Annotated in this window: 14 protein-coding genes; 8 read left to right on the forward strand and 6 right to left on the reverse strand. The window is 73.3% G+C overall.

The window, feature by feature from the left end; genetic code table 11:
* The first annotated feature begins 367 nt into the window (after positions 1–367).
* The gene (locus tag ACFVFR_RS01155) at positions 368–1,453 is read left to right on the forward strand and encodes a hypothetical protein (protein ID WP_383696662.1); all 1,086 of its coding nucleotides are present in this window, start codon (positions 368–370) and stop codon (positions 1,451–1,453) included.
* 1,238 nt (positions 1,454–2,691) lie between these two features.
* Here the strand turns inward: ACFVFR_RS01155 and ACFVFR_RS01160 are convergent.
* Positions 2,692–3,609 carry a L,D-transpeptidase family protein gene (locus ACFVFR_RS01160; RefSeq protein ID WP_383696664.1) on the reverse strand — a complete coding sequence of 306 codons (918 nt, stop codon included), beginning with the start codon at positions 3,607–3,609 and terminating at the stop codon, positions 2,692–2,694.
* A gap of 351 nt (positions 3,610–3,960) precedes the next feature.
* On the opposite strand from ACFVFR_RS01160, the gene ACFVFR_RS01165 reads away from it, so the two are divergent.
* A complete protein-coding gene (locus ACFVFR_RS01165) occupies positions 3,961–4,656 on the forward strand; it encodes a GNAT family N-acetyltransferase (RefSeq protein WP_383696667.1) in 696 nt (231 codons plus the stop codon).
* Between the two features lie 979 nt (positions 4,657–5,635).
* On the opposite strand, the gene ACFVFR_RS01170 is transcribed toward ACFVFR_RS01165, so the two are convergent.
* On the reverse strand, positions 5,636–6,337 hold the full coding sequence (locus ACFVFR_RS01170) for a FadR/GntR family transcriptional regulator (protein ID WP_383696822.1): 702 nt from the start codon (positions 6,335–6,337) through the stop codon (positions 5,636–5,638).
* Between the two features lie 131 nt (positions 6,338–6,468).
* Between ACFVFR_RS01170 and ACFVFR_RS01175 the strand changes: the two genes are divergently transcribed.
* From ACFVFR_RS01175 to ACFVFR_RS01190, 4 genes are all read left to right on the forward strand, one after another.
* Positions 6,469–6,990 carry a gluconokinase gene (locus tag ACFVFR_RS01175; RefSeq protein WP_383696669.1) on the forward strand — a complete coding sequence of 174 codons (522 nt, stop codon included), beginning with the start codon at positions 6,469–6,471 and terminating at the stop codon, positions 6,988–6,990.
* 298 nt (positions 6,991–7,288) lie between these two features.
* On the forward strand, positions 7,289–8,686 hold the full coding sequence (locus tag ACFVFR_RS01180; RefSeq protein ID WP_383696672.1) for a gluconate:H+ symporter: 1,398 nt from the start codon (positions 7,289–7,291) through the stop codon (positions 8,684–8,686).
* Positions 8,687–9,566: 880 nt separating this feature from the next.
* Entirely contained in the window at positions 9,567–10,229 is a 663-nt protein-coding gene (locus ACFVFR_RS01185; protein ID WP_383696675.1) for a GNAT family N-acetyltransferase, read from the forward strand.
* A gap of 571 nt (positions 10,230–10,800) precedes the next feature.
* Complete coding sequence (locus ACFVFR_RS01190; RefSeq protein ID WP_383696677.1) at positions 10,801–12,015, forward strand: hypothetical protein; 1,215 nt, start codon at positions 10,801–10,803, stop codon at positions 12,013–12,015.
* On the opposite strand, the gene ACFVFR_RS01195 is transcribed toward ACFVFR_RS01190, so the two are convergent.
* Positions 11,994–14,102 carry an FAD-dependent monooxygenase gene (locus ACFVFR_RS01195; protein WP_383696680.1) on the reverse strand — a complete coding sequence of 703 codons (2,109 nt, stop codon included), beginning with the start codon at positions 14,100–14,102 and terminating at the stop codon, positions 11,994–11,996. The two genes, ACFVFR_RS01190 and ACFVFR_RS01195, sit on opposite strands and share 22 nt — an antisense overlap.
* A gap of 120 nt (positions 14,103–14,222) precedes the next feature.
* On the opposite strand from ACFVFR_RS01195, the gene ACFVFR_RS01200 reads away from it, so the two are divergent.
* Complete coding sequence (locus ACFVFR_RS01200; protein WP_383696682.1) at positions 14,223–14,900, forward strand: TetR/AcrR family transcriptional regulator C-terminal domain-containing protein; 678 nt, start codon at positions 14,223–14,225, stop codon at positions 14,898–14,900.
* 391 nt (positions 14,901–15,291) lie between these two features.
* Here ACFVFR_RS01200 and ACFVFR_RS01205 read toward each other — a convergent pair whose 3' ends face one another.
* Genes ACFVFR_RS01205 through ACFVFR_RS01215 form a run of 3 tightly spaced genes read right to left on the reverse strand, consistent with a single transcriptional unit; the run spans position 15,292 to position 18,838 of the window.
* Positions 15,292–16,476, reverse strand: a complete 1,185-nt coding sequence (locus ACFVFR_RS01205) for an acyltransferase family protein (RefSeq protein WP_383696683.1) — start codon at positions 16,474–16,476, stop codon at positions 15,292–15,294.
* Positions 16,473–17,861 carry an alpha-2,8-polysialyltransferase family protein gene (locus tag ACFVFR_RS01210; protein ID WP_383696686.1) on the reverse strand — a complete coding sequence of 463 codons (1,389 nt, stop codon included), beginning with the start codon at positions 17,859–17,861 and terminating at the stop codon, positions 16,473–16,475. Before ACFVFR_RS01210 ends, ACFVFR_RS01205 begins: the two co-directional genes overlap by 4 nt.
* Entirely contained in the window at positions 17,861–18,838 is a 978-nt protein-coding gene (locus ACFVFR_RS01215; protein WP_383696688.1) for a glycosyltransferase family 2 protein, read from the reverse strand. Before ACFVFR_RS01215 ends, ACFVFR_RS01210 begins: the two co-directional genes overlap by 1 nt.
* Positions 18,839–19,025: 187 nt before the next feature.
* Here ACFVFR_RS01215 and ACFVFR_RS01220 point away from each other — a divergent pair, with 187 nt between their 5' ends.
* Complete coding sequence (locus tag ACFVFR_RS01220) at positions 19,026–20,366, forward strand: DUF6716 putative glycosyltransferase (RefSeq protein WP_383696691.1); 1,341 nt, start codon at positions 19,026–19,028, stop codon at positions 20,364–20,366.
* Positions 20,367–20,373: the final 7 nt, after the last annotated feature.

The following is a 20,373-nucleotide window of genomic DNA, read 5'->3' on the forward strand; positions in this document are numbered from 1 at the left end:
TGCGCCGGCACATGGCGCGCCGACGCTCGACGCCTCGGCCTCTGACGCGTCGACGTCCGATGCTCCGCGCCCTGGCGTGCCGGTGCCTGACGCTCCGGCGCCTGGTGCACCGGTCCCCGGGGTGCCGATGTCTGGCGCCTCGGCTCCCGGTGCGTCGGCGCTTGACGCTTCGGCCTCTGACGCGTCGCCGCTTGACGCTCTGACCTCTGACGCGTCGACGGCCGCCGCGTCGATGCCTGGCGCTTCGGCCCCTGGTGTGTCGATGCCTGGTGGGCCGGGCCCTGGTGCGTCGGCGCTTGACGCTTCGGCCTCTGACGCGTCGCCGCTTGACGCTCTGACCTCCGGCGCGTCGACGGCCGGCGCGTCGATGCCTGACGCCTCGGCCCCTGGTGTGTCGGCGGCCGGTGTGCCGACGTCCACGGTCACCGGCGGGTCCGCGCTGCCCTCCGCCTCCGACGACGAGCGGGCGGCCGAGGCGCGGGGCGCCGCCGGCAAGGGGCGTGCCCCGTTGGCCGCGCCGCGCGGCAGACGCACCACGGGCCCGTCGGCGAGCACCGTGGTCGGTCGGGCGGACACCGGGCCCGGACGCAAGGGCCGGTCGGCGCGGGGCAGACCGTCGCCAGTGCGCCGCCCCCTGCGCGCCGGCCTCGCCGCGGCCCTGGTGGGGTGCGCGCTGGGCAGCGTCGCCGTCGCGGCGGGCACCGGTGTGCTGCCGACGCCCTTTCGGGGCGACGCGCAACCGGCACCGGCCTCCAGCGTGACCGCCGCCGAGACCCCCGACGGCTCGCTGCCCCAGCCGAAGTTCAGCGCCACGACCGGCGGGCCGTCCGGCGACCCGAGCCGCTCCGCGCGCCCCAGCGACGGAACCAGGCCCTCCGAATCCGGCTCCGCCCACCCCGACGACACAGGACGGGACGGCGAACCGAACCCGAGCGGGGGCGCGACCGACGGCGCCGGCCAGGAACCCGACCCCGGCGACCCGACCCCGGGCATCACCAGGCCCGGCAACCGCCCCGGCACCCACCCGCCACGATGGAAGCCCGACCCGAACAAGAAGCGCTGGGCCATCGCGATGTGCCGCGACTACGTCGCCCAGAAGGACGGCAAGGACGCCGGCCTCGACTCGCACACCCTGCTCAAACTGGAGCGCGCGGCAGGCGGCGCGACCGCGGTACGCACGTTCTGCGACGGCCTGCTGAACGAGGCCAGCACGGCACGCCCCGGTGGCGGTGGTGGGGGTGGCGGTGGCGGTGGCGGCGGTGACCAGGGCGGGGAGCCGGGCGACGGTCACAGCGGGGAGCCCGGCGGGGGGAACGAGGGAGACGGCGACGGAGACCACCCGCCCGGCGGCGGGCGGCCCCCCGGCGAGGGTCGGCCCTCGCCCACGCAGTCGAGCACGCCGTCCCCCAGCCACACCGCCGAGGAATCCCCCAGTCCCGCCACGACCCACTGAATGTTCCTCACCTCCTCCCGGGCGGAGCGCGCCACTCTGCCGAACACCTGGCCTGCCATATCGGTCACCAGCAGACAAAAGCCCCGATGAGCGGGCCGTGTGCTGACCAGAACCGATGAGGTGTGACGTTTTCTCGGACCACGACGCTGAATGGAGCGGGCCGACTGGTCATCGGCCGCGCGCTAGCCGGGGGTTCCCCCCGTACCTACGGCTACGCGCAACCGGCGCGGGCGGGGCACGTTCCCCCGGCCCTGCCCGCGCCCCCTCTCACATCACCGCTCTCGCCTTCCCACGCTCCCGCTCCGGGACGCGCGGCCCTGCCCACCTCCTCGTGCGACGCCGTCCCGCACCGCTCTCCCGCGCCGTCTGCCGCTGCGCGCTACCGGGCGCGGCCCGCCACCGCCGTGACACCACCCGCCGTACCGCCGCGATACGGCCCGCCCACACCGGGCGATGCCCCACACCGCCGCGCGTCACGCGACGCCCACGCCGTCGAGCGCCCCGGCCCACCAGGCGGCCCCGACGGCACGACCCGCTCGCGACGGTTCGCCCACGGGCGTCACGTGGATGCCGCGCCCTGCTGCTCGTGAGGGCCGCCAGCACGCGCAGCCGTCCACGGGGCACGGGCACGGGCCCGGGTCGCGACCCGGCGCCGCGCCGCGCGAACCGACGCCCGGACGTGCCCGCCGTACGGGATCGGCGTGCGGCGTGCTGTCGTACGACCCTTCCGAGCACTCGCCCCGTGCCGCATCCCGATGTGGGCCCGGCCTCACGCTCACGCGCGACCGGGCGCGGCGACGCCGTCGTACGGGGGTAGGCGCGGGCTCGCCGCGTTCGGGTTCGGGACGGGTGTCGCGTCGTGCCGTGCCGTGGTGTGACACGGGGCGGTGTGGTGCGGTTTGGCGCCGGGTCACGCGCGCGGCGGGTAGGCGTCGTACGCCGTACGGGTCAGGCGTGCCGGCTCGGGTTGGCTGAACCGACTTGCTCGCGACATCCTCCCGGCCTCTTCGGCACGCCGCTCGTCCGACCGTGGGCCCGGGGCACGGAGCGTGAGCCTCTCCACGGGGCAGGGCCGTGTCCGGAGCCTGGCCTGGTCAGGTCCCGATCTGGCGGGCGGGACCGATCCGGCCTGGCCTCGCGCGGCCCGGCCCGGGATGTCGGTGCCCTGGCGGACTGGCGGCTGGTGGGCGGGCGGCGTACGGGCGGGCCTGGCGGTGCCGACCGTCGCGCGGGGTGCGCTAGCGGTAGACGACGACCTTGTCGCCCGCCTTCACCTGGGCGAAGACCGTGGCTATCTGCTTCCGGTCCCGGACGTTGACGCAGCCGTGCGAGGCGCCGCTGTATCCGCGCGCGGCGAAGTCCGACGAATAGTGCACCGCTTGGCCGCCGCTGAAGAACATCGCGTACGGCATCGGTGTGTCGTAGATCGTCGAGACGTGGTCGCGGCTCTTGAAGTCCACCTTGAACGTGCCCTCGCGCGTCGGCGTGTACTGCGAGCCGAACCGGACGTCCATCGCCGCCTCCACCTTGCCGTTGACCATCCACGCCAGGGTCCGGCTCGACTTGCTGATGCACAGCGTCCGCCCGGTCATGCACCGCGCGTCCGGCCTGGCTATCGGCAGCGTCGTCGGCGGGTACATCGCGTCCTGGTCCGGCTGGTCCGTCAGGTCGCGCAGCTTGGACCAGGTCTTGGCGTCGAGCGCGCCGGTCGCGGTCCGGCCGTGGCCACGCTGGAAGGTGGCCACCGCGGCGCTGGTGACCGAGCCGTAGTAACCCGTGGGTTGGCGTGAGAAGAGGTCGAGCTGGCGCAGCCGGGCCTGGAGTTCGCGGACCTTCTCGCCGCTGGTCCCCGCCGCGAGCACCGGCCGGGGTCGTGGCGGGGCGGGCCGCGTCGGCCAGGTGCGCTTGGCGGCCGGTGGGGTCGGGGTCGGGCGGTGGGTGCGCGGTGGCCGAGGGCGGTACGTGCGGGGCTTGGCCCGGGTGGGCTCCGGCGCCGCGTGCGTGCGCCGTGGGGCTTCGCGCTTGGTCTCGGCGGCGGCGGTCGGCCTGTGCGACGCCCGGGACTGCGCGGTCGTTGGTTCGCATCCGGTGGCGACCGTGGTCACGGCCGCCGCCGTCAGCGCGGCGAGCGTGGCCCGCAAGACGGACGCGGACATCCGGCGCATCTGTTGCCCCCCACATCACGGCGATTTCGTCCCCTCCCCCATATGCCCTGGGCCACCGGACGCCGAACCTTGCGCTACCCCGAGGAAACCCTGACACCACGACCGACCTCCCTGACACCACACCGACCACCACCACGAGGGGCGCGCCTCCGCCGCGCGACGCGCCCCCGCCTCCGTACCCTCGCCCCCCGTGACGTGGCGTGGCCCGCCGCCAACGGGACGCGCGACGCGTGAGTGTGCCCGGCACCGGTCCGGGTGGCGGACGACGCGGGCGGGTAGGGCGAGCTGGCGGGGACGGGAAAACCGTGTGCTCGGCCGGGGGTGGCCGACCGACAATGGATCATGCTGATCGATCACTGGCCGCTGGTCGGGCTGCGCGTGCGCACCCCGCGCCTGGAACTGCGGCTTCCCGATGCCGAGGAACTCGCCGCGCTGGCCGACGTCGCCGCCGAGGGCGTCCACGCGCCGGGCCGCATGCCGTTCACCGTGCCGTGGTCGGACGTGCCGGGGCCGGAGCGGGCGCGCGCGGTGGTCCAGTACCACTGGCTGCGCCGTGGCGACTGGACCCCCACCCACTGGTCGCTGAACCTGACCGTCTTCCAGGACGGTCGGCCGCTGGGCGTACAGGAGGTGGCGGGGCGGGACTTCGGCGTGTTGGGCGTGGTGACCACCGGTTCGTGGCTGGGCCTGCGACACCAGGGCCGGGGCGTGGGCACCGAGATGCGCGCCGCCATCCTGCACCTCGCCTTCGCCGGGCTCGGCGCCCGTGAGGCGATGACGTCGGCGTTCGAGGACAACGCGCGCTCGTGCGCGGTCTCGCACAAGCTCGGCTACGCGCCCGACGGCCTGGAGCGCGTCGTCTCCCAGGGCCGGCCGGCCACCCTACGGCGGCTCCGGCTGGCCCGCGCCGACTGGCGGCCCGACCCGGATCTCCCGATCACCGTGACCGGCCTCACCCCCTGCCTCCCGCTGTTCGGCCTGGACCCGCGAGCGGCCCCGGAGCAGGCCCCGACCGAACCGGAGCAGGCCCCGATCTAGCCGGGCGGGGCACGGCGAGTCGTGGTCGGGGCGCCCGCGTCGGAGCGAAGGCCACTGACGTGAACCGAAGGTGAGTCCGCAGCCTCACGGTCAGCCGTACGTCACCCGCTCCCGCGCCCTCCGGTGGTGCGTGTTCGGGCCGAGCGGGACGGTCAGCCGCCGCGACCGAGGCGCACGTCAGGCTCGCTCTCGCGTTCGCCGTTCCGGCGCCTCCGCTCCAGCCGAGCGGTCAGTGCTCCCGCGCCGGTCGCCCCCGCGCCTGCCGGTTCTCGTACCTGTCGGGCCCGCGCCTGCCGGTCTCGCGGCCGGGCCCGCGCCTGCCGGCCCCGCTCCATCAGGCCAGGAGCCGACCCCGTACGCCCGTGGGGCCACAGATCGCGGACGGCGGTCCTCACGCCCGGCCTCCGCCCACGGCCCATCTCGTGCCCCCGGGACGCTCATGTCTGACGGGACGTCCGCGCCCTCCGCCCCTTCGCCGCGATCGCCACGGGGGTGGTGGGTGATGGTGGGGCGGGTGCGCCGGTCATGCGGCACCGGATCGCGGGGCCCGCGGTCCGCTTCCCGGCGCCGGTGCCCGCGCGTCGCCGGACACTGCCCATCCCGCCGGGCCCTCTCGCGCCGCCGTACGCCATGGGCGTACGTCCTGCGACCCGCGCGCCCCGCAGCCGGTCGCGGCGCGCGGGGGATGCGACGTCTGGGCCACGGTGTGCGGTGTCGGACCCCGCGACGAGGCGGAACGCGCCGCCGAGCACCGCCTGGCCGGCGGGTGGTTCGCCCGACGGCGCGACGCCGCGACCTGGGTGGCATGAGGTGTGGCGACCCGAGGGCTTGGGGCCCTGTCCGACTTCCCTGCCCCGCCCGAGCCGGACCCGCGCTGCCGGTGGCGGGGGCCCGATTCCGGGGAGCGGGTCGGGGAGCGGTCGGGAAGGGAAAGAGACACGATCCGAGGCAGAGGCGGGCCGGTCCGCCGACCGGTGGCCTACGGGGCCAGAACGTCCAGTTCCGCCATCGCGCCCACCGCGATCTCGCGGGTCAGCGACTCGGCCCTGGCCGCGTCCCGCTCGCGTATCGCCTCGGCGACGCGCACGTGCAGGGTGACCGCCGCCGGGTCCGGGTCGGCGAACATGACATGGTGCTCGGTCCGCCCGGCCAGCACCTCGGCCACCACGTCGCCGAGCCGCGCGAACATCTCGTTGCCCGAGGCGTTCAGCACCGTCCGGTGAAAGGCCACGTCATGCACCAGATAGGCGTCGAGCTGCTGACCCCGTGAGGTGGCCACCATGCCCAGGGCGTGCTCGGTGAGGCGGGCGCACTGCTCGGGCGTGGCGAGGGTGGCCGCGAGCCCGGCCGCGACCGGCTCCACCGCCGACCGCAGCACCGTCAGTGAACGGAGTTGACGCGCACGGTCCGCCCCGGCCAGGCGCCAGCGGATCACCTGCGGGTCGAAGACGTTCCACTCCTCGGCGGGCCGGACCGTCACACCGACCCGGCGCCGGGAGGCCACCAGGTACATGGACTCCAGCACCCGGACGGCCTCGCGGATCACGGTGCGGGACACCTCGAAGCGCCGTTCCAGCTCGTCGGTGCGCAGCACCGTGCCCGGCGGGTACTCGCCCGCGGTGATCGCCGGGCCGAGCGAGGCCAGAACGCGAGCGTGTAGCCCCTGCCCGTGGTTGTCCATGCCGGTCAGCCTACGACGTGACATCCACGGCAATTAAGTATGACTTTTAAATCACAGACTCTTGAATACGTCGTACCTATGCGTGAAGGTGTGGGGCGTCGTCGAGGTCGATGAAGACAGCGAGGTTGTTCATGCAAGCCCCCCACGTCGTGGTCGTCATGGGCGTGTCCGGTACGGGCAAGTCCACCATCGGCCGCTCGCTCGCCGCGCTCCTCGGCGTCCCCTACGCCGAGGCCGACGACTTCCACCCGCCGCGCAACATCGCCAAGATGTCCGCCGGCACCCCGCTGGACGACGCGGACCGGGCTCCCTGGCTCGACGCCATCGGCGCGTGGGCCCACGACCAGGCCGACCAGGGCGGCGTCGTGAGCTGCTCGGCACTCAAACGGACCTACCGGGACCGGCTGCGCACCGCGGCCCCCGGCATCGTCTTCCTGCACCTGACCGGCGAACGCGCGCTCATCGCCGACCGGCTGCGCACCCGTAAGGGCCACTTCATGCCCGACACGCTGCTGGACTCCCAGTACGCCGACCTCGAACCGCTCCAGGACGACGAGCGCGGGGTGGCGGTGGACGTCACCCCGCAACCCGCGGTGATCACCCAACGCGCCGTCGAGGAGATCGCCCGACTCGACCCGGACCACCCCGTCTGACCTCGTCCCGGCCCGCCACCCGGGCTGGCGGCACACCCGCCAGCCTCCCGGCGGCGGCCCCACCGGCCCCAGCCGACCGCGTCGCCGCCCGGCCACCGTGGCCGGCTCCGGGCCCCCAGGCGTCGGCCGGCTCGGGGGAGCCACCGCCCCACGCCCGACCCCGGGCGCGCCGGGGGGCTCCACCGCGCGCCGGCTGCCGCGCCACGCGCCCGGGCCGCCCCGTACCTCTCCCGTCCGCCGCCTCCCTCCCGTCCCGTACGCCCCCTGACCCGCACCCGCACACGTAAGGAACCGTCCCGTGAGCACTCTCAGCGTCGAGATGCTGGCCGCGGATGCCGCCGAGCCCATCACCTCGGCCGGCCACGCCCAACTGGGCATCGCCGTCCTCGTCGGCATCGCCGCCATCGTCCTGCTCATCACCACGTTCAAGCTGCACGCGTTCCTGTCCCTGACCATCGGTTCGCTGGTGCTCGGAGCGGTGGCGGCGGCCCCGCTCGACAAGACCATCGCGAGCTTCACGGCGGGGCTCGGGTCCACGGTCGGCGGTGTGGGGGTGCTCATCGCGCTCGGCGCGATCCTCGGCAAGCTGCTGGCGGACTCCGGCGGCGCGGACCAGATCGTGGACACCATCCTCGCGCGGGCCAACCAACGCACCATGCCCTGGGCCATGGCCCTCATCGCCGGGATCATCGGGCTACCGCTCTTCTTCGAGGTCGGCATCGTGCTGCTGATCCCGGTCGTGCTGCTGGTCGCCAAGCGGGGCCAGTACTCCCTCATGCGCATCGGCATCCCGGCTCTCGCCGGCCTGTCCGTCATGCACGGCCTCGTCCCGCCCCACCCCGGCCCGCTCGCCGCCATCGACGCGATCGACGCCAACCTCGGCGTCACCCTCGCCCTCGGCGTGCTCGTCGGCGTGCCCACCGTCGTCATCGCCGGCCCCGTCTTCGCCCGGTACGCCGCGCGGTGGGTGGACATCGAGCCGCCCGAGGGGCTCATCCCGCAGCGGCCGTCCGAGACACTGGAGCGCCGGCCCAGCTTCGTCGCCACCGTCTGCACCGTGCTGCTGCCCGTCGTGCTCATGCTGGGCAAGGCGCTGGTGGACATCATCGTGGACGACCCCGAGAACCACGTACAACGTGTCACCGACGTCGTCGGCTCCCCGCTGATCGCCCTGCTCGCCGCCGTCCTGGTGGCCATGTTCACGCTCGGCCGGGCCGCCGGTTTCGCCAAGGAGCGGCTGGCGAAGACGGTGGACACGTCCCTGGTGCCCATCGCCGGCATCCTGCTCATCGTCGGCGCCGGCGGCGGCTTCAAGCAGACCCTGATCGACATCGGCGTCGGCCAGATGATCCTGGACTTCTCCAACGACTGGGACGTCTCCCCGCTGTTGCTCGCCTGGCTCATCGCGGTCGGCATCCGGCTCGCCACGGGCTCCGCCACAGTGGCCACCATCTCCGCCGCCGGCCTCGTCGCGCCGCTGGCCGCCGACATGTCCACCACCCACCAGGCGCTGCTCGTCCTCGCCGTCGGCGCCGGCTCGCTGTTCTTCAGCCACGTCAACGACGCCGGCTTCTGGATGGTCAAGGAGTACTTCGGCATGAACGTCGGCCAGACGATCAAGACATGGTCGCTGATGGAGACGATCATCTCGGTGGTGGCCGGCGGTCTCGTCCTGCTGCTGTCCCTGCTCATCTGACCCCCTCCTGACCCGCGGTTCCCCTACGCCCGCCCCCCTCACCCGGCCCGGGCACTGATCCCGACGCCGGGCGCGCGGCCCTGACGTCGATCCCGAACCCGGCCCCGGCCTCGGGGCCTGACGTCGGAGCGCCGACCCCAGCCGGGAGCTCCGACTCCGACCCGGGGCCGGCATCGAGCGCCGGCTCCCGGCTCCCGGGGGCCGACATCGCGCCGGCTCCCGGCTCCGCCGCCCCGCCCCGGTGGCGGCGCGGCCCGCCCCCGGGGCGGCGGGGTCGGTCAACTCCCGCCCTCGCCGCGCCCCGACTCTCAGTCGGACGGGTGGGCTTTGCGCGCAGCGGAGTGACGCGTCTTGGTACGCCCCCCACCGCTACGCCACGCTCGCCGCATGGAGGCACGCGGGGCACCGCGACCCCGTACGCGTCCCGCACCGTCCCGTACCAGCAAGCAGCGCCCAGCCGCTCCGTACGAACCGTGCGGAGCGCTCCGGTGCGGGGCCCGGGCCCGAGCCCGTGACGCCGGCGACCGCGTGGGCCCGGTCGCGCGGCGCGCCACCGACTCGCCGGGTGAGTCGGTGACGGGCTCCCTCCCGAACCCCGCGCGCGCAGGCGACCGCGAGCACCCCGCGTGCGCTACGGACCGACGGAACAGCACGCGGGAGACGAGCGATGAGCGGACGCGGCGACAGGGCACGAGGGGCCGGTTGGGACTGGGAGCCGGACCACGAGCAGGCTCACGAACGGGCCCACGGAGCACCGGACCAGCCCGACACCGGCCCGGAGGCAGGCGCTGGCCCGGCGGCGGGCGCCGGTCCGGGAGCCGAGACCGGTGTGGTGCCGTCGGCGAGGGCGGCCGATCCCCAGCACGGAGCCGTCCCCGACGTGCCCTGGACGCTGCCGATGCCCGAACAGTCCGGTACCCACCGAGGCGGGCGGGGCCCTGGCGAACCGGCGCCGCCCGGCCACCGCACGGTCGTGGTGGAGGGCAGCAGGTTCCGGCTCCGCGAACTCCTGCCCACCGATGTGGACGCCGTGCTCACCGTCTTCGCCGACCCCGCCACCACCCGTCCGTTCGGCATGCGCCCTTTCCAACCGCGCGACGCGGTCGCCGTGGTCGAGCACGCGGTGACGAGTGCGCGACAGCACCCTCGCACCCACTACCGGCTCGGCGTCAGTCGGGCACGTACGGACGAGCTGATCGGAACAGCGAAGCTGGTGCTCGACCGACCGGCCACGGAGGCCCTCGTACGCACCGGACACCGCAGCGCCGAGGTCGGCCTGGCCCTGCGCGCCGACCAGGCCACCATCGGGCACAGCCTCGAGATCAGCTATCTGCTCGGCGTGCTGGGCTTCGACCGGCTCGGCCTGCACCGCCTCTGGGCCGGCGTCCTCCCGGCCAACGCCACCGCGCAACGCGCCGCGGAGAAGGCGGGCATGACCCGCGAAGGCGTGCTGCGACACTACGGATTCGCCAACGGCGTCTGGCACGACATCGTCCAGTACGCCATCCTCGAACACGACTGGCGTGTCCGCCTGGGCCGTTGACCACACGCTCTTCGGTCGCGCTCGCCCGCCCGGCCCCGTCCGCGCGAAACGCGTCCCGCCGAGGCCGCCTCCCGCCCCCGTCGAGTGCGCCACCCTCTTCTTTCGGTCGCCTCGTGACACCACCCCGCAGGGACGCGCGGCTCCTGCCGTGACCGGGCTGACCGCGTCCCTCGCGCGAGCCGGGGCTCTCCCGGCCCGGGGCGACCGGCCCGAGCGTGTCGGGCGTCCGACGCCGGGGGCGATGAGCTGGGCCTCCGACAACACCACCGCCCGGATCCGAACGCCGCCACCGTGGCCTGGCCGCTGGCGCACCAGCGGAAAAAGTCGCCGATAAGGAGAGATGAGGCAAGAAACGAGGGTGCTCCTGATCTCGCCACACACCGAGGCGAAACGTGTGCGAGAAGAACAGCGCGTACCTGCCCACGGGAGTTTAAACCGGTCGCGTCGACGAAAGGACAGAGGCGTGCGCCAGCGGAACGGAATCACCCACACCCTCGACTTCCTTTGTTCGTCGACGTCTTGGAGTAGCGCACTCACACGTGGAAATCGTGACGCTCGCTCACCGTCTCCCATGGCACGTCGAAGCCCGACCGGCGAGCCCCGGAGAACCGCGGGGCGCGTTCTCCGTCGACGCGCTCCCGCCCTGCTGACCGCCCTTCTCGTCCTCTCCATCGTCTCCCTCCAGGCAGGCTGCGACAGTTCATCCGATTCCGCGCCGTCCGACCGTGCGAACCACGGCCCCGAACGTCAGACCCGGCACACCGAATTCAGGGTTCCGGAGTCCGTGCTCCTGCTCACCTGTTCCACGGCCACGGGTATCTCCCTCACCGCGCTGTCCGTCCGCGACGGCAGCGTCGTGTCGTCGGCGTCGGGGGACATGCCCGCGGATCAGAACCCGAGCGGTTCCTACGCCTGCCATGACGGCTACGGCACCTACCCGGCCTCCTCGGCGCTGCGGCAGATGTTCAACGAGGACTACACCCTGATGGCCGGGCGTGTCACCGGACCCGGCGGTGCCGGCCACCGGGCGGTCGCCTTCGAGACGCGCACCGGCCTCCCGGTGGGGCCGGAGGCCGGCCGGGGCTCCCGGGCCGGAGCGCCGGAGGACAGCTTCCCGGTCTTCCACGAGGGCGACCTGTGGTACGTCGACCGGCAGGGACGACTGCGCAGTCGACCGCCCGCGAACGCGCCGGACACCGCCCGCGACCGAGGCGAGGCCGTCGACGCCGACGGCGAGCCGATGAACGAGGTGTCCTTCGGTGGAGGCGTGGCCTGGTATGCCAGGGACGCCGGCCTGAGCACATCCGCCATCCATCCCACCGGCGGCTATATCGCCGAGCACAACTCCGTCTGGAATCAGCTCCAACTCCGCCGGCGTGACGCCGCGCGGGAGGCCGGAATCCCGCTGGGCAAGAGCACGGACTACGGGGAACAGGGTCCGCGAATTCCCCGGGGAAGCGTCGAGGTCCCCGATTGTTCGCCCGAATTCTGGCTCGACTCCCGTGATCTGATCTGCTCTCATGCCGGTGACTCGCATACGCAGATTCTTCGGGTGGGATTCACCGCTGACCTCCAGATCGTACGAGACGTGGAACGGTTGTTGCCCGGGACCGGTCTCCCCTCGTACGGCGCCGTACCATCGCCGGACAAGCGGCAGATCGCCTTTCTCGCGAAGCGTGGTGACAAGGTCGAGATCTATCGCCAGTCCCTTCGCGCGGGCGCCCGACCCGTGAGAATCGCCGAAGCGCCGGATGCGGGGGACACCTACCTCCTCGGCTGGAACTGAGACCGCGCGGAGAGCGCGGGCGCTACGGGGCGTGCGAGGGCCGGAGACCGCGGGGGCTCCTCGCGCACGGAGGCGCCGGGCGTCGAGGCCGGTCCGGGCGCAGGTGTGCTGGCCGGCGGCGTATCGGCGTGCGAGGCGGGGACGCCGGGGCGCCGGCGCCGCAGGCGGGCGAAGTAGTCCGCGACATCGGCCGGGTCATCGGTGATGAGGCCGATGTGACCGTCGGGTCGGATGAGGAACAGCGCCGTGCCGTAGGCCCGTTGGGCATGCTCGGAGGCGCTTCGTATGGTGACGCGGCGCACCGAGTCGTGGTCGTCGACGTCGCTCTGGGCGACTGGCGCCGGCTCGGTGGCGTGCCGGGGCGTGGGCCCGCCGAGGGTGTCGGCGGGCACGTCGGTGTGTGCCCCCGGGGTGCTTGGCCCGGTGGTGCCGCGATCTGCGGCCCGGTCCGCCGCGCCCTGTGAGCCGTGCGCCGCGCGGAAGTCCAGCAGCGTGAAGTGGGAGCCCTGGAAGGCGTCGAAGAGGGTGAACTCCCGCCCCCAGGCATCCACACAGCGTGCGTTCGGAGCCCGGTCACCCGCGCGCAGGGCGCCCTGAACCAGGACCTCGCGGGTGGCGCGACGGTCCACCGCCAGGTGACCGCCCGCGTACGACAGGGCGAGCTGATGGGTCTCGGAGCCCTGGCGCACGCCGCCGCCCCCCTCGTCGAGCGGGCGCGCGCGGTGCAGTCGCGTACTGAGGCCGAGCACCTCGGCCGCTATGGGCAGCCGCTCCTCCTCATAGGTGTCGAGCAGGCTGTCGTCCGCGCCGTGCCGCAGCACCCGCTCCAGCTTCCAGCCGAGGTTGTAGGCGTCCTGGACGCTGGTGTTGAGCCCCTGGCCGCCCGCCGGCGAGTGCACATGGGCCGCGTCGCCCAACAGGAAGATCCGGCCGACCCGGAACCGCTCGGCCAGAGCCGCGCGCGGCCGGAAACCCGAGGCCCAGATCACCTCGCGCACCGCTGACACGGGCAGCGGGGTGCGCTCGGCCACCAGACGGCGCACCGCGTCCGCGCTCGGGTCGGGCTCGGCCGCCGGGTCCGCGAACTGGGCCAGCAGCTGGAACATGTCCGTCCCGGCCAGCGGGCACAGCGCGGTGGCGCCGCCCGCGCTCTCCGACCACACGTGCCAGTGGTCGCGGTCGACGCCCGGCCCCGCCGCGCCGCCGCCACCCCCGGGCGCCCCCGCGCTCGCCCGTGCCCCGGCGTCACCCGTGGCCGCCGCGTCGGCCACGGCGCCGCCCGCCGCCGCGCCGTCGGGCACGGGTGCCAGGCGCACGTCGGCCACCAACATCGGCATCGGGTCCACGCTGCGCCCGGTCATGGGCACGCCCGTCAGTCGGCGCACCGTGCTGCGCCCGCCGTCGGCCGCGATCACATAGGCGACCCGGACCACCTCCCGGGGGCCGGCGGCCCGCGCGAGCGTCGCGCTCACGCCGTGCGTGTCCTGATCGAGCCCGACCAGCTCGGTGCGGAACTCGACCGCGCCGCCGCACTCGCGCAGGCGCTCGTACAACAGCTCCTGGGTGCGCCACTGCGGGACCATCCACGTCTCGCGATACGGAGCACCCTCGTGCGGTTCGGCGCGCTCCACCAGGTCCCACTCCTCCAGGCGCTGTCCGCCGCGCCAGCGCTGCATGCGGGGGTAGCGACCGCCGTCCCGCGCGATGGCCGGGCCGATGCCGAGATCGTCGAAGACCTCCCGGGTGCGCGGCTGGAGGCCCTTGCCGCGCGAGCCGGGAAAGAGGGTGTCCGCCCGCTCGACCACGCGCGCCGGCACGCCGCGTCGGGCCAGGTCGCAGGCGAGGGTGAGGCCCGTGGGCCCCGCTCCGACGATCAGCACGCCCCCCGGCGATTCGCCCGGCGCCTCGGGGTCGGTCCAGCTGGCCGTCCTCCGCTCGACCGCCGAGACGCCCGCCGGCGTGGTCGCGCCCCCCGTCGCGGGCGCCGCCCTGCTCACGCTCGCCGGCGCTGGCGCGGAGACGGCGGGGGCGGCGGGGGCGGCGCGCGACGGGGTCGGCGGTGCGCTGGGGGGAGGAGTCGTGGTCACCGTAAGCTCCTTAACGTCGTTAAGTGCGGCGTACTTGGAGTGTGCGCTTAACGATGTTAAGTTGTCAAGGGGTGCCCGACCCCGAGGGGGAAGAGCGGTGGGGGAAGGGAAAATGGCCACATGGCGACGACGCGACTTGACCGGGCCCAGGTGGTGGACACCGCGCTGCGGTTGTTGAACGAGGTGGGTCTGGACGGGCTCACGCTGCGCCGGATCGCCAAGGAGCTGAACGTGCAGGCGCCGGCGTTGTACTGGCACTTCAAGAACAAGCAGGAACTGCTCGACGAGATGGCCACCACGATCTACCGCCGGATGCACGAGGAGCGTCCGGTCGTGGCCGACACCTGGCAGGAGCAACTGACCGAGTTCAGCCGGACGCTGCGCGGGGCGCTGCTCGCGCTGCGGGACGGGGCGAAGGTCTTCAGCGGCACGCGCTTCACCGACACCGGGCACGCGCCCTCACTGGAGGCGCACCTCCGGGTGTTCGTCGACGCCGGCCACCCGGCGGGGTTGGCCGCCCGCGCCACCTTCGTCGTCTTCACCTACACCCTCGGGTTCGCGATCGAGGAGCAGGCCGTGCAGCCGATGCCGGGGGAGCGCACGCCCGGTTACGACGTGGCGGATCGGGCCGAGTTCATAGGCGCGGAGTTCCCGCTGGCGGTCGAGGTGGGGCCGGACCTCTTCCACGACTACGAGGACCGGTTCGAGGAGGGGCTGCGGGCGATCGTCGCCGGCCTCGAAGCCACGCTCCTGGCCGCACCGGCCCACCGGTCCGAGCCCGTCCAGCCCACGCGGTAGGCCCCCAGGCGCCGGAAGGCGCCCGCGCGGCAGCCCCCCCCGCGCGGCAGCCCATCCCGATGCGTGAGCCGATCCCCGCTCCCGGCGAGCCGAGCCCGCCCCGCCAGCCCCACGTCATCCGCCCGCCCCCCGGAGCGCCAGCTCCACCCGCCCGCCCGCCCGGCCTCACCGACCCTCGCCGAACCCCGGCCCGCCCGCACCCGCGCGAGCGCGGCCCACCGACCCCGTGAACCCAGCTCCACCCGCACAAGCGCGCGAGCACGCGCACGCGGCCCGCCAACCCCCACGCGGACGGCCCGGCACGCCTTTCGCGCGCCGGGCCGTGAGGTCCGCGTTCCGCCGCCCCGCCGTCAGTCCGGCTCGGGCCGCTCCTCCCGCTAACCGCTCACCGCTACCGCTTCCGCTTGCCGGCGATCGATCGCCGGATGACCGGGGTCAGGGGGTTCTCGACGAGCTTGTGCAGCAGCCAGGCGAGGGTCAGCATGATCGCGATGGTCAGCGCGAACGTCGCGTGCGACGGGATGTCCAGGTCCTGGTGGAGGGTTTCGACGACGACCCAGCCGAGGTGCTCGTGGACCAGGTAGAAGGGATAGGTGAGGGCGCCGGCTACGGTCAGCCAGCGCCAGTTGGCCCAGTTCAGCTTGCCGAGGGCGACCAGGGCGACCGCGAGGTAGCCGAGCGCGACGATGCCGATGATGACCGAGGTGTGGCGGTACGAGAAGAAGTCCGGGTTCTGGGGGTGCCAGAGCTCGTCCACCGCGTACCGCTGTCCTATCAGGAAGCTGACTCCGACGATGCCCCAGGCCAGGGCGTCATTGCCGAAACGATGCACCAGATAGAGGCCGATGCCGCCGATGAAGTACGGCGCGTACTCCGGCATCAGCACGATGTCCAGGAGCGGCTGGTCGGCCGCCTCCGCCATGGCCGCGGCCAGCGTCCACACGGCGCAGAACAGCACCACCCGGTGCCGGCTCGCGCCGGGCAGCACCACGAACAGCGCGAAGAGCGCGTAGAACCGCAGCTCGGCCCAGAGCGTCCAGCACACGCCGAGCACCCGGTCGGCGCCGAGCGGCTGCTGGAGCATGGTGAAGTTGACCAGCGTGTCACTGGGCGAGACGGTCGCGAACGCCACGGCCGGGAGCGCGAAGACAAGCGTGACCAGGATGATCGCCGCCCAGTACGCGGGGAAGAGCCGCGAGACACGGGAGGCGAAGAAGTCCTTGAGCGGGCGTCCCCAGCCGCTCATGCAGATCACGAAGCCGCTGATGACGAAGAAGATCTGGACGCCGAGACAGCCGTAGGCGAACCACTCGGACGCGGTGGGGAACTGCTGCGAGGGGGAAGCGCCCCACGCCTTGGCGATCTCGCCGTCGCGCCCGCCGTAGTGGTAGAGGGCGACCATCAGCGCCGCCACCAGCCGCAACCCGTCCAGCGCGCGCAGCCGCGCGGGCGTGCGCTTGCCCGGGGGCTTGCCCTCCAGACCGGGCGGAGCGTCGGGCACCCCCGGCGCGTCGGCCGGGGGTGTGGGGGTGACGGCTTCGGGGAGCGGCCCCGGTGCCGTGCTCGGGGCCGTCATCCGAAGGCTGCCCTTTTCTTGATCTGGCGCTGGACGGCGCGGGCCCGGCGGGCCACCTTGCGCACCGTCGGGTTGCGCGGCAGGAAGGAGAGGTGGGAGGGGACCGCTCCGGGCAGGCCGAGCGCGGTCAGTCGGCGGCGCTTGAAGTACCGCCAGGTGTGGGCGTTGAGCTTGGCCGACAGATAGCGCTCGGCCACGGGCCGCAGGTTCGGGTAGATCTGTGCCTGCATGGCGAACCCGACGGCGCTGACCAGGCCGGTCAGCTCCTTGCCCGCGCGGTCGCCGGGCGGCGCCTGCCACGCCTGGACCGCCGCGTGGTCCTCCAGGCTCGGCAGCAGCGCGTCCACGATCGTCACCGGCACCCGGTTGCTGTTCTGGTACGGGGTCAGCCGCTCCAGCAGGACATCGGTCCCGGTACGGGCGACGGGCAGGCCGTACAGGGCGCTCGCGGTGATCAGCGCGGTCGAGAAGCAGCCGACGACCAGGGACGGGCGGGCGCGCTGGTAGAGCACCTCGGCCAGGACGGGCGAGTCCACCACGGTCAGCTCGGCGCCCAGTGTGCTCGCCTCGGTCTCCAGCATGCGCGACCAGCGGGCCGGCGCCGTCGGGTGGGGCTTGAAGACGACCTCGCGGTGGCCGAGCCGCACGACGCCGCGCAACATGCGGACGTGCAGCTCCTCCTCCTCCTGCGGAGTGAGGATGTCCAGGGCGGACAGGTACTGGCCGAGCAGCAGCGCCGGGCCCTTCGCGCCCGGGCTGGCGTCCGGAACGGTGACCTCCGGGGAGACCCCGGCGACCTCCGCGAGCACCTTGGTGAACCGGTCGGTCGGCACGATCTCGGCCGGCACGCCGAACTCGGTCAGCAACAGCGGCTTGAGCCCGGGCACCAGGTCCAGGTGGAGCAGCCTGCGCACCCGGGTACCGACCAGCGGGGCGAGCTTGCTGCGGGTGGGCCCGTAGCTCATCAGCCCGTCCGCGTAGACGTCCAGCGGGGCGTTGGGGAACACCCGGGCCAGCGCGAGGGCCGGGTTGACCTGGATGGACTCGAGGATGATCGCGACATCGTCGTCAGCCAGGTCCCACAGCAGCCGCAGGTGCCGCTCCCACAGGGGTGCGTCGTCCGCGCGCGGGGACCAGCCGCCGGGGTGGAAGGGGCTGATCGTCTCGTTCCAGGACAGCACGCCGTCGAACCGGGAGCGCAGCACCTCGAAGCCGGGCATGTCGTCCAGGCCCGGGGTGGTCTCCGGGATGGCGGCGTTGTTGCTGATCAGCAGGAGCCGGCGGTCGGCCTCCGGGAAGCAGTCCGCGTCGATGGCGGCGGCCAGCGTGGCGACGCCGTACAGGGTGGACGCGAGGAAGATCTGGGTGTTGTTTCGGCTGTTCATCAGGCCGCGACCTCCGGGCCGACGGGGCGGCGGCGCAGCTTGCGCAGTCGCGCGGCGCGATCGTAGTCCATCGCGTCCAGCGCCTCGTTCAGCACCTGCTGCGGCATGCGTTTCATCGCCGCCGCGCTCATGGTGCGCAACTTACGTGCCACGGCCGGTTCGAACCTTTCAATTCCACCAAGGTGATGGGAAATGATCGCACAATATGTACGCACGGCCTTGGGGAGGAGTCGCGCGGCCTCGCGGTCGCGTGAGGTTTCCTCGATCACCTGGTCGAATGCGCGAATGAAATCGAGCTGCCGCACATCGCCGATCTGGGTGAGCGACGAGGCGACACCACGTCGATAGAACACCCCGAGTGTGCCCAGCACCGCGAACGACGTGGCCTCGCGGTGAAGTTTCCAGATCCACGGCCGGTCCTCGGCCGTCCGCAGCCCGTCGCGGAAATGCAGCAGTCCGTCGTCGAGCAGCCGCCGGTGGTACATGCCGGCCCAGGCGAAGGCGTAGTCCACCGAGGTCGAGCGGTCGGAGGGCAGGATGACGTCCCGCGGGTTGAGCACGGTGTTGCGCAGGCCGACCGGCACCCGGTGGATGGAGCGCGCCCGGTTGGTGACCTGCACATGGTCGGTGCGCACGAAGTCGCAGCCCAACTCCTCGATGGAGGCGAGGAGTTGTTCGTAGTAGCCAGGGGCGAGCCAGTCGTCCCCGTCGAGGAAGGTCAGGTACTCGCCGCGCGCCGCGTCCAGACCCGTGTTGCGCGCGGTGGCGAGCCCGCCGTTCTGTTCGTGCCGTACGAGGACCGCGCCGGGCAGGTCGCGCTCGGCGCGCTCCAGGAGCTCGAGGGTCCCGTCCTTCGAACAGTCGTCGACGAGAATGAATTCGAAGTCCTCTCGCGCGTTGGCGCGCAGACTTCTCAGTGTGTCTGGTGCGTAGGTCTGCACGTTGTAGAACGGCACGATGACGGAGAGCTTAACCACTCGGGTGACGGTAGGTGTCCGCCCGGCATTCGTCTTGACCTATGGCCTACGAGAAGATGAACGAAGAGAGGCGGAATGGTTAACCCGCCGCTCTCATGGCCGGGTTCGCCAACCGTCGACATGCTGTTAACCGTTTGTTGCGTCTGTGTTGGGCCGTGACTCGCAAACCCTTCCTAGCGTCAGCGACGTGCCCACCCGTACCAATTCCCAGCCTCGCGTGGCCGTTCTCGCAGATTCCGACACTCGGTGGAAGTGGGGCGCGCTCACCGCACACCGCGTCGCACCGGATCACCGTCTCGACGGATACCTGCTGCGAGGACGCGCGACCCCCACCGCCCGTCAGCTCTCCGAGGTCGGAGTGCGCGCGGACGCGATGCGTGAGGTCACGGGCATCGAGTTCCTCCACGCGATAGAACGCGAACGCTACGACGCGGTCGTGCTCTCGTGCGTGGGCGGCGGCGTCCAGGCCATGCTGCACGGCCTGGGCCACGCGCTGCGCGACGCCGACCACCGCCCGGCCCTGATCACCGGCTACGTGGGCGTGGTCTACGAGAAGCTCGCCGACGGCCTGCTGCTGCGTAACGGCGCCGACATCGTGCTGGCCAACAGCCGCTACGACGCCGAGCGCTTCCGCGAGGTCTACCAGGGCGTGGGCGCCGACCCCGACGTCGTCGTCGAGTGCGCGCTGCCCTTCCTGGGCGGCGACGCGTACGACGAGACCGCGCGCACCCGGCGGCCGCACACCGGCGGCACCGTCGTCTTCGCCGTCCAGCCCTCGGTGCCCGACAACCGCGCCGACCGCGCCTACCTGCTGCGCCGCGCCGTCGAGCACGCCCGCAAGCACCCCGACCGCGAGGTCCTGGTCAAGCTGCGCAGCAGGCCGGGCGAGCACACCACGCACATCGAGGAACTGCCCTACCAGAAGCTGGCCGACCGGCACGCGGGCGCGCTGCCCGACAACTTCCGCCTCGTCTACGGCCACATGGGTGAGGTGCTGGACGGCGCCGACCTGCTGGTGACCGTGAGCTCCACGGCCGCGCTCGAATCGCTGCACCGGGGCATCCCCACCGCCGTCCTCACCGACCTGGGCATTCGCGAGGGCCTCGGCAACCACCACTTCCTGGGCTCGGGCTGCCTGGCCTCCTGGGACCAGCTCGACGCCGGCTACCGGCCCCAGGCCGACCCCGAGTGGGTGGCGCGCCAAGGCGTGGCCGCCGCCGACGGCGCCTACGAGCACGCCTTCGACGCCGTGCGCGAGCGACTGGAGGACCTGCTCACCGGCGCGCCGCTGCCGCCGGTCACCCCGTACTACACGGCCGTCACCGCCCCCGGCTACCTGCCGCGCATCCTGGGCCGCTACGGCTTCCAGGCCGACGGCAGCCCCCGCCCCGGCGTCAGCGCAGAACCGCAGGACGCCTCCGGGCTCAAGCGGGTGGTCCGCAACACGATGCGGGACGCGGCACGCGGCGCCTACCGGCACGGCGTGCAGCGCGTGGCCCCCGTCATCCGCCGCATGGGGGAGCTGTGACGCCCGC

Source organism: Streptomyces sp. NPDC057702 (assembly GCF_042799315.1).
In the GTDB taxonomy this organism is placed as follows: Bacteria; Actinomycetota; Actinomycetes; order Streptomycetales; family Streptomycetaceae; genus Streptomyces.

Coding starts and splice junctions, on each gene's coding strand:
- ACFVFR_RS01175 (WP_383696669.1), top strand. CDS start 6,469: ATGCAAGCCCCCCACGTCGTGGTCGTCATGGGCGTGTCCGGTACGGGC.
- ACFVFR_RS01160 (WP_383696664.1), bottom strand. CDS start 3,609: ATGTCCGCGTCCGTCTTGCGGGCCACGCTCGCCGCGCTGACGGCGGCG.
- ACFVFR_RS01155 (WP_383696662.1), top strand. CDS start 368: ATGCCTGACGCCTCGGCCCCTGGTGTGTCGGCGGCCGGTGTGCCGACG.
- ACFVFR_RS01200 (WP_383696682.1), top strand. CDS start 14,223: ATGGCGACGACGCGACTTGACCGGGCCCAGGTGGTGGACACCGCGCTG.
- ACFVFR_RS01170 (WP_383696822.1), bottom strand. CDS start 6,337: ATGGACAACCACGGGCAGGGGCTACACGCTCGCGTTCTGGCCTCGCTC.
- ACFVFR_RS01210 (WP_383696686.1), bottom strand. CDS start 17,861: ATGAACAGCCGAAACAACACCCAGATCTTCCTCGCGTCCACCCTGTAC.
- ACFVFR_RS01165 (WP_383696667.1), top strand. CDS start 3,961: ATGCTGATCGATCACTGGCCGCTGGTCGGGCTGCGCGTGCGCACCCCG.
- ACFVFR_RS01190 (WP_383696677.1), top strand. CDS start 10,801: ATGGCACGTCGAAGCCCGACCGGCGAGCCCCGGAGAACCGCGGGGCGC.
- ACFVFR_RS01205 (WP_383696683.1), bottom strand. CDS start 16,476: ATGACGGCCCCGAGCACGGCACCGGGGCCGCTCCCCGAAGCCGTCACC.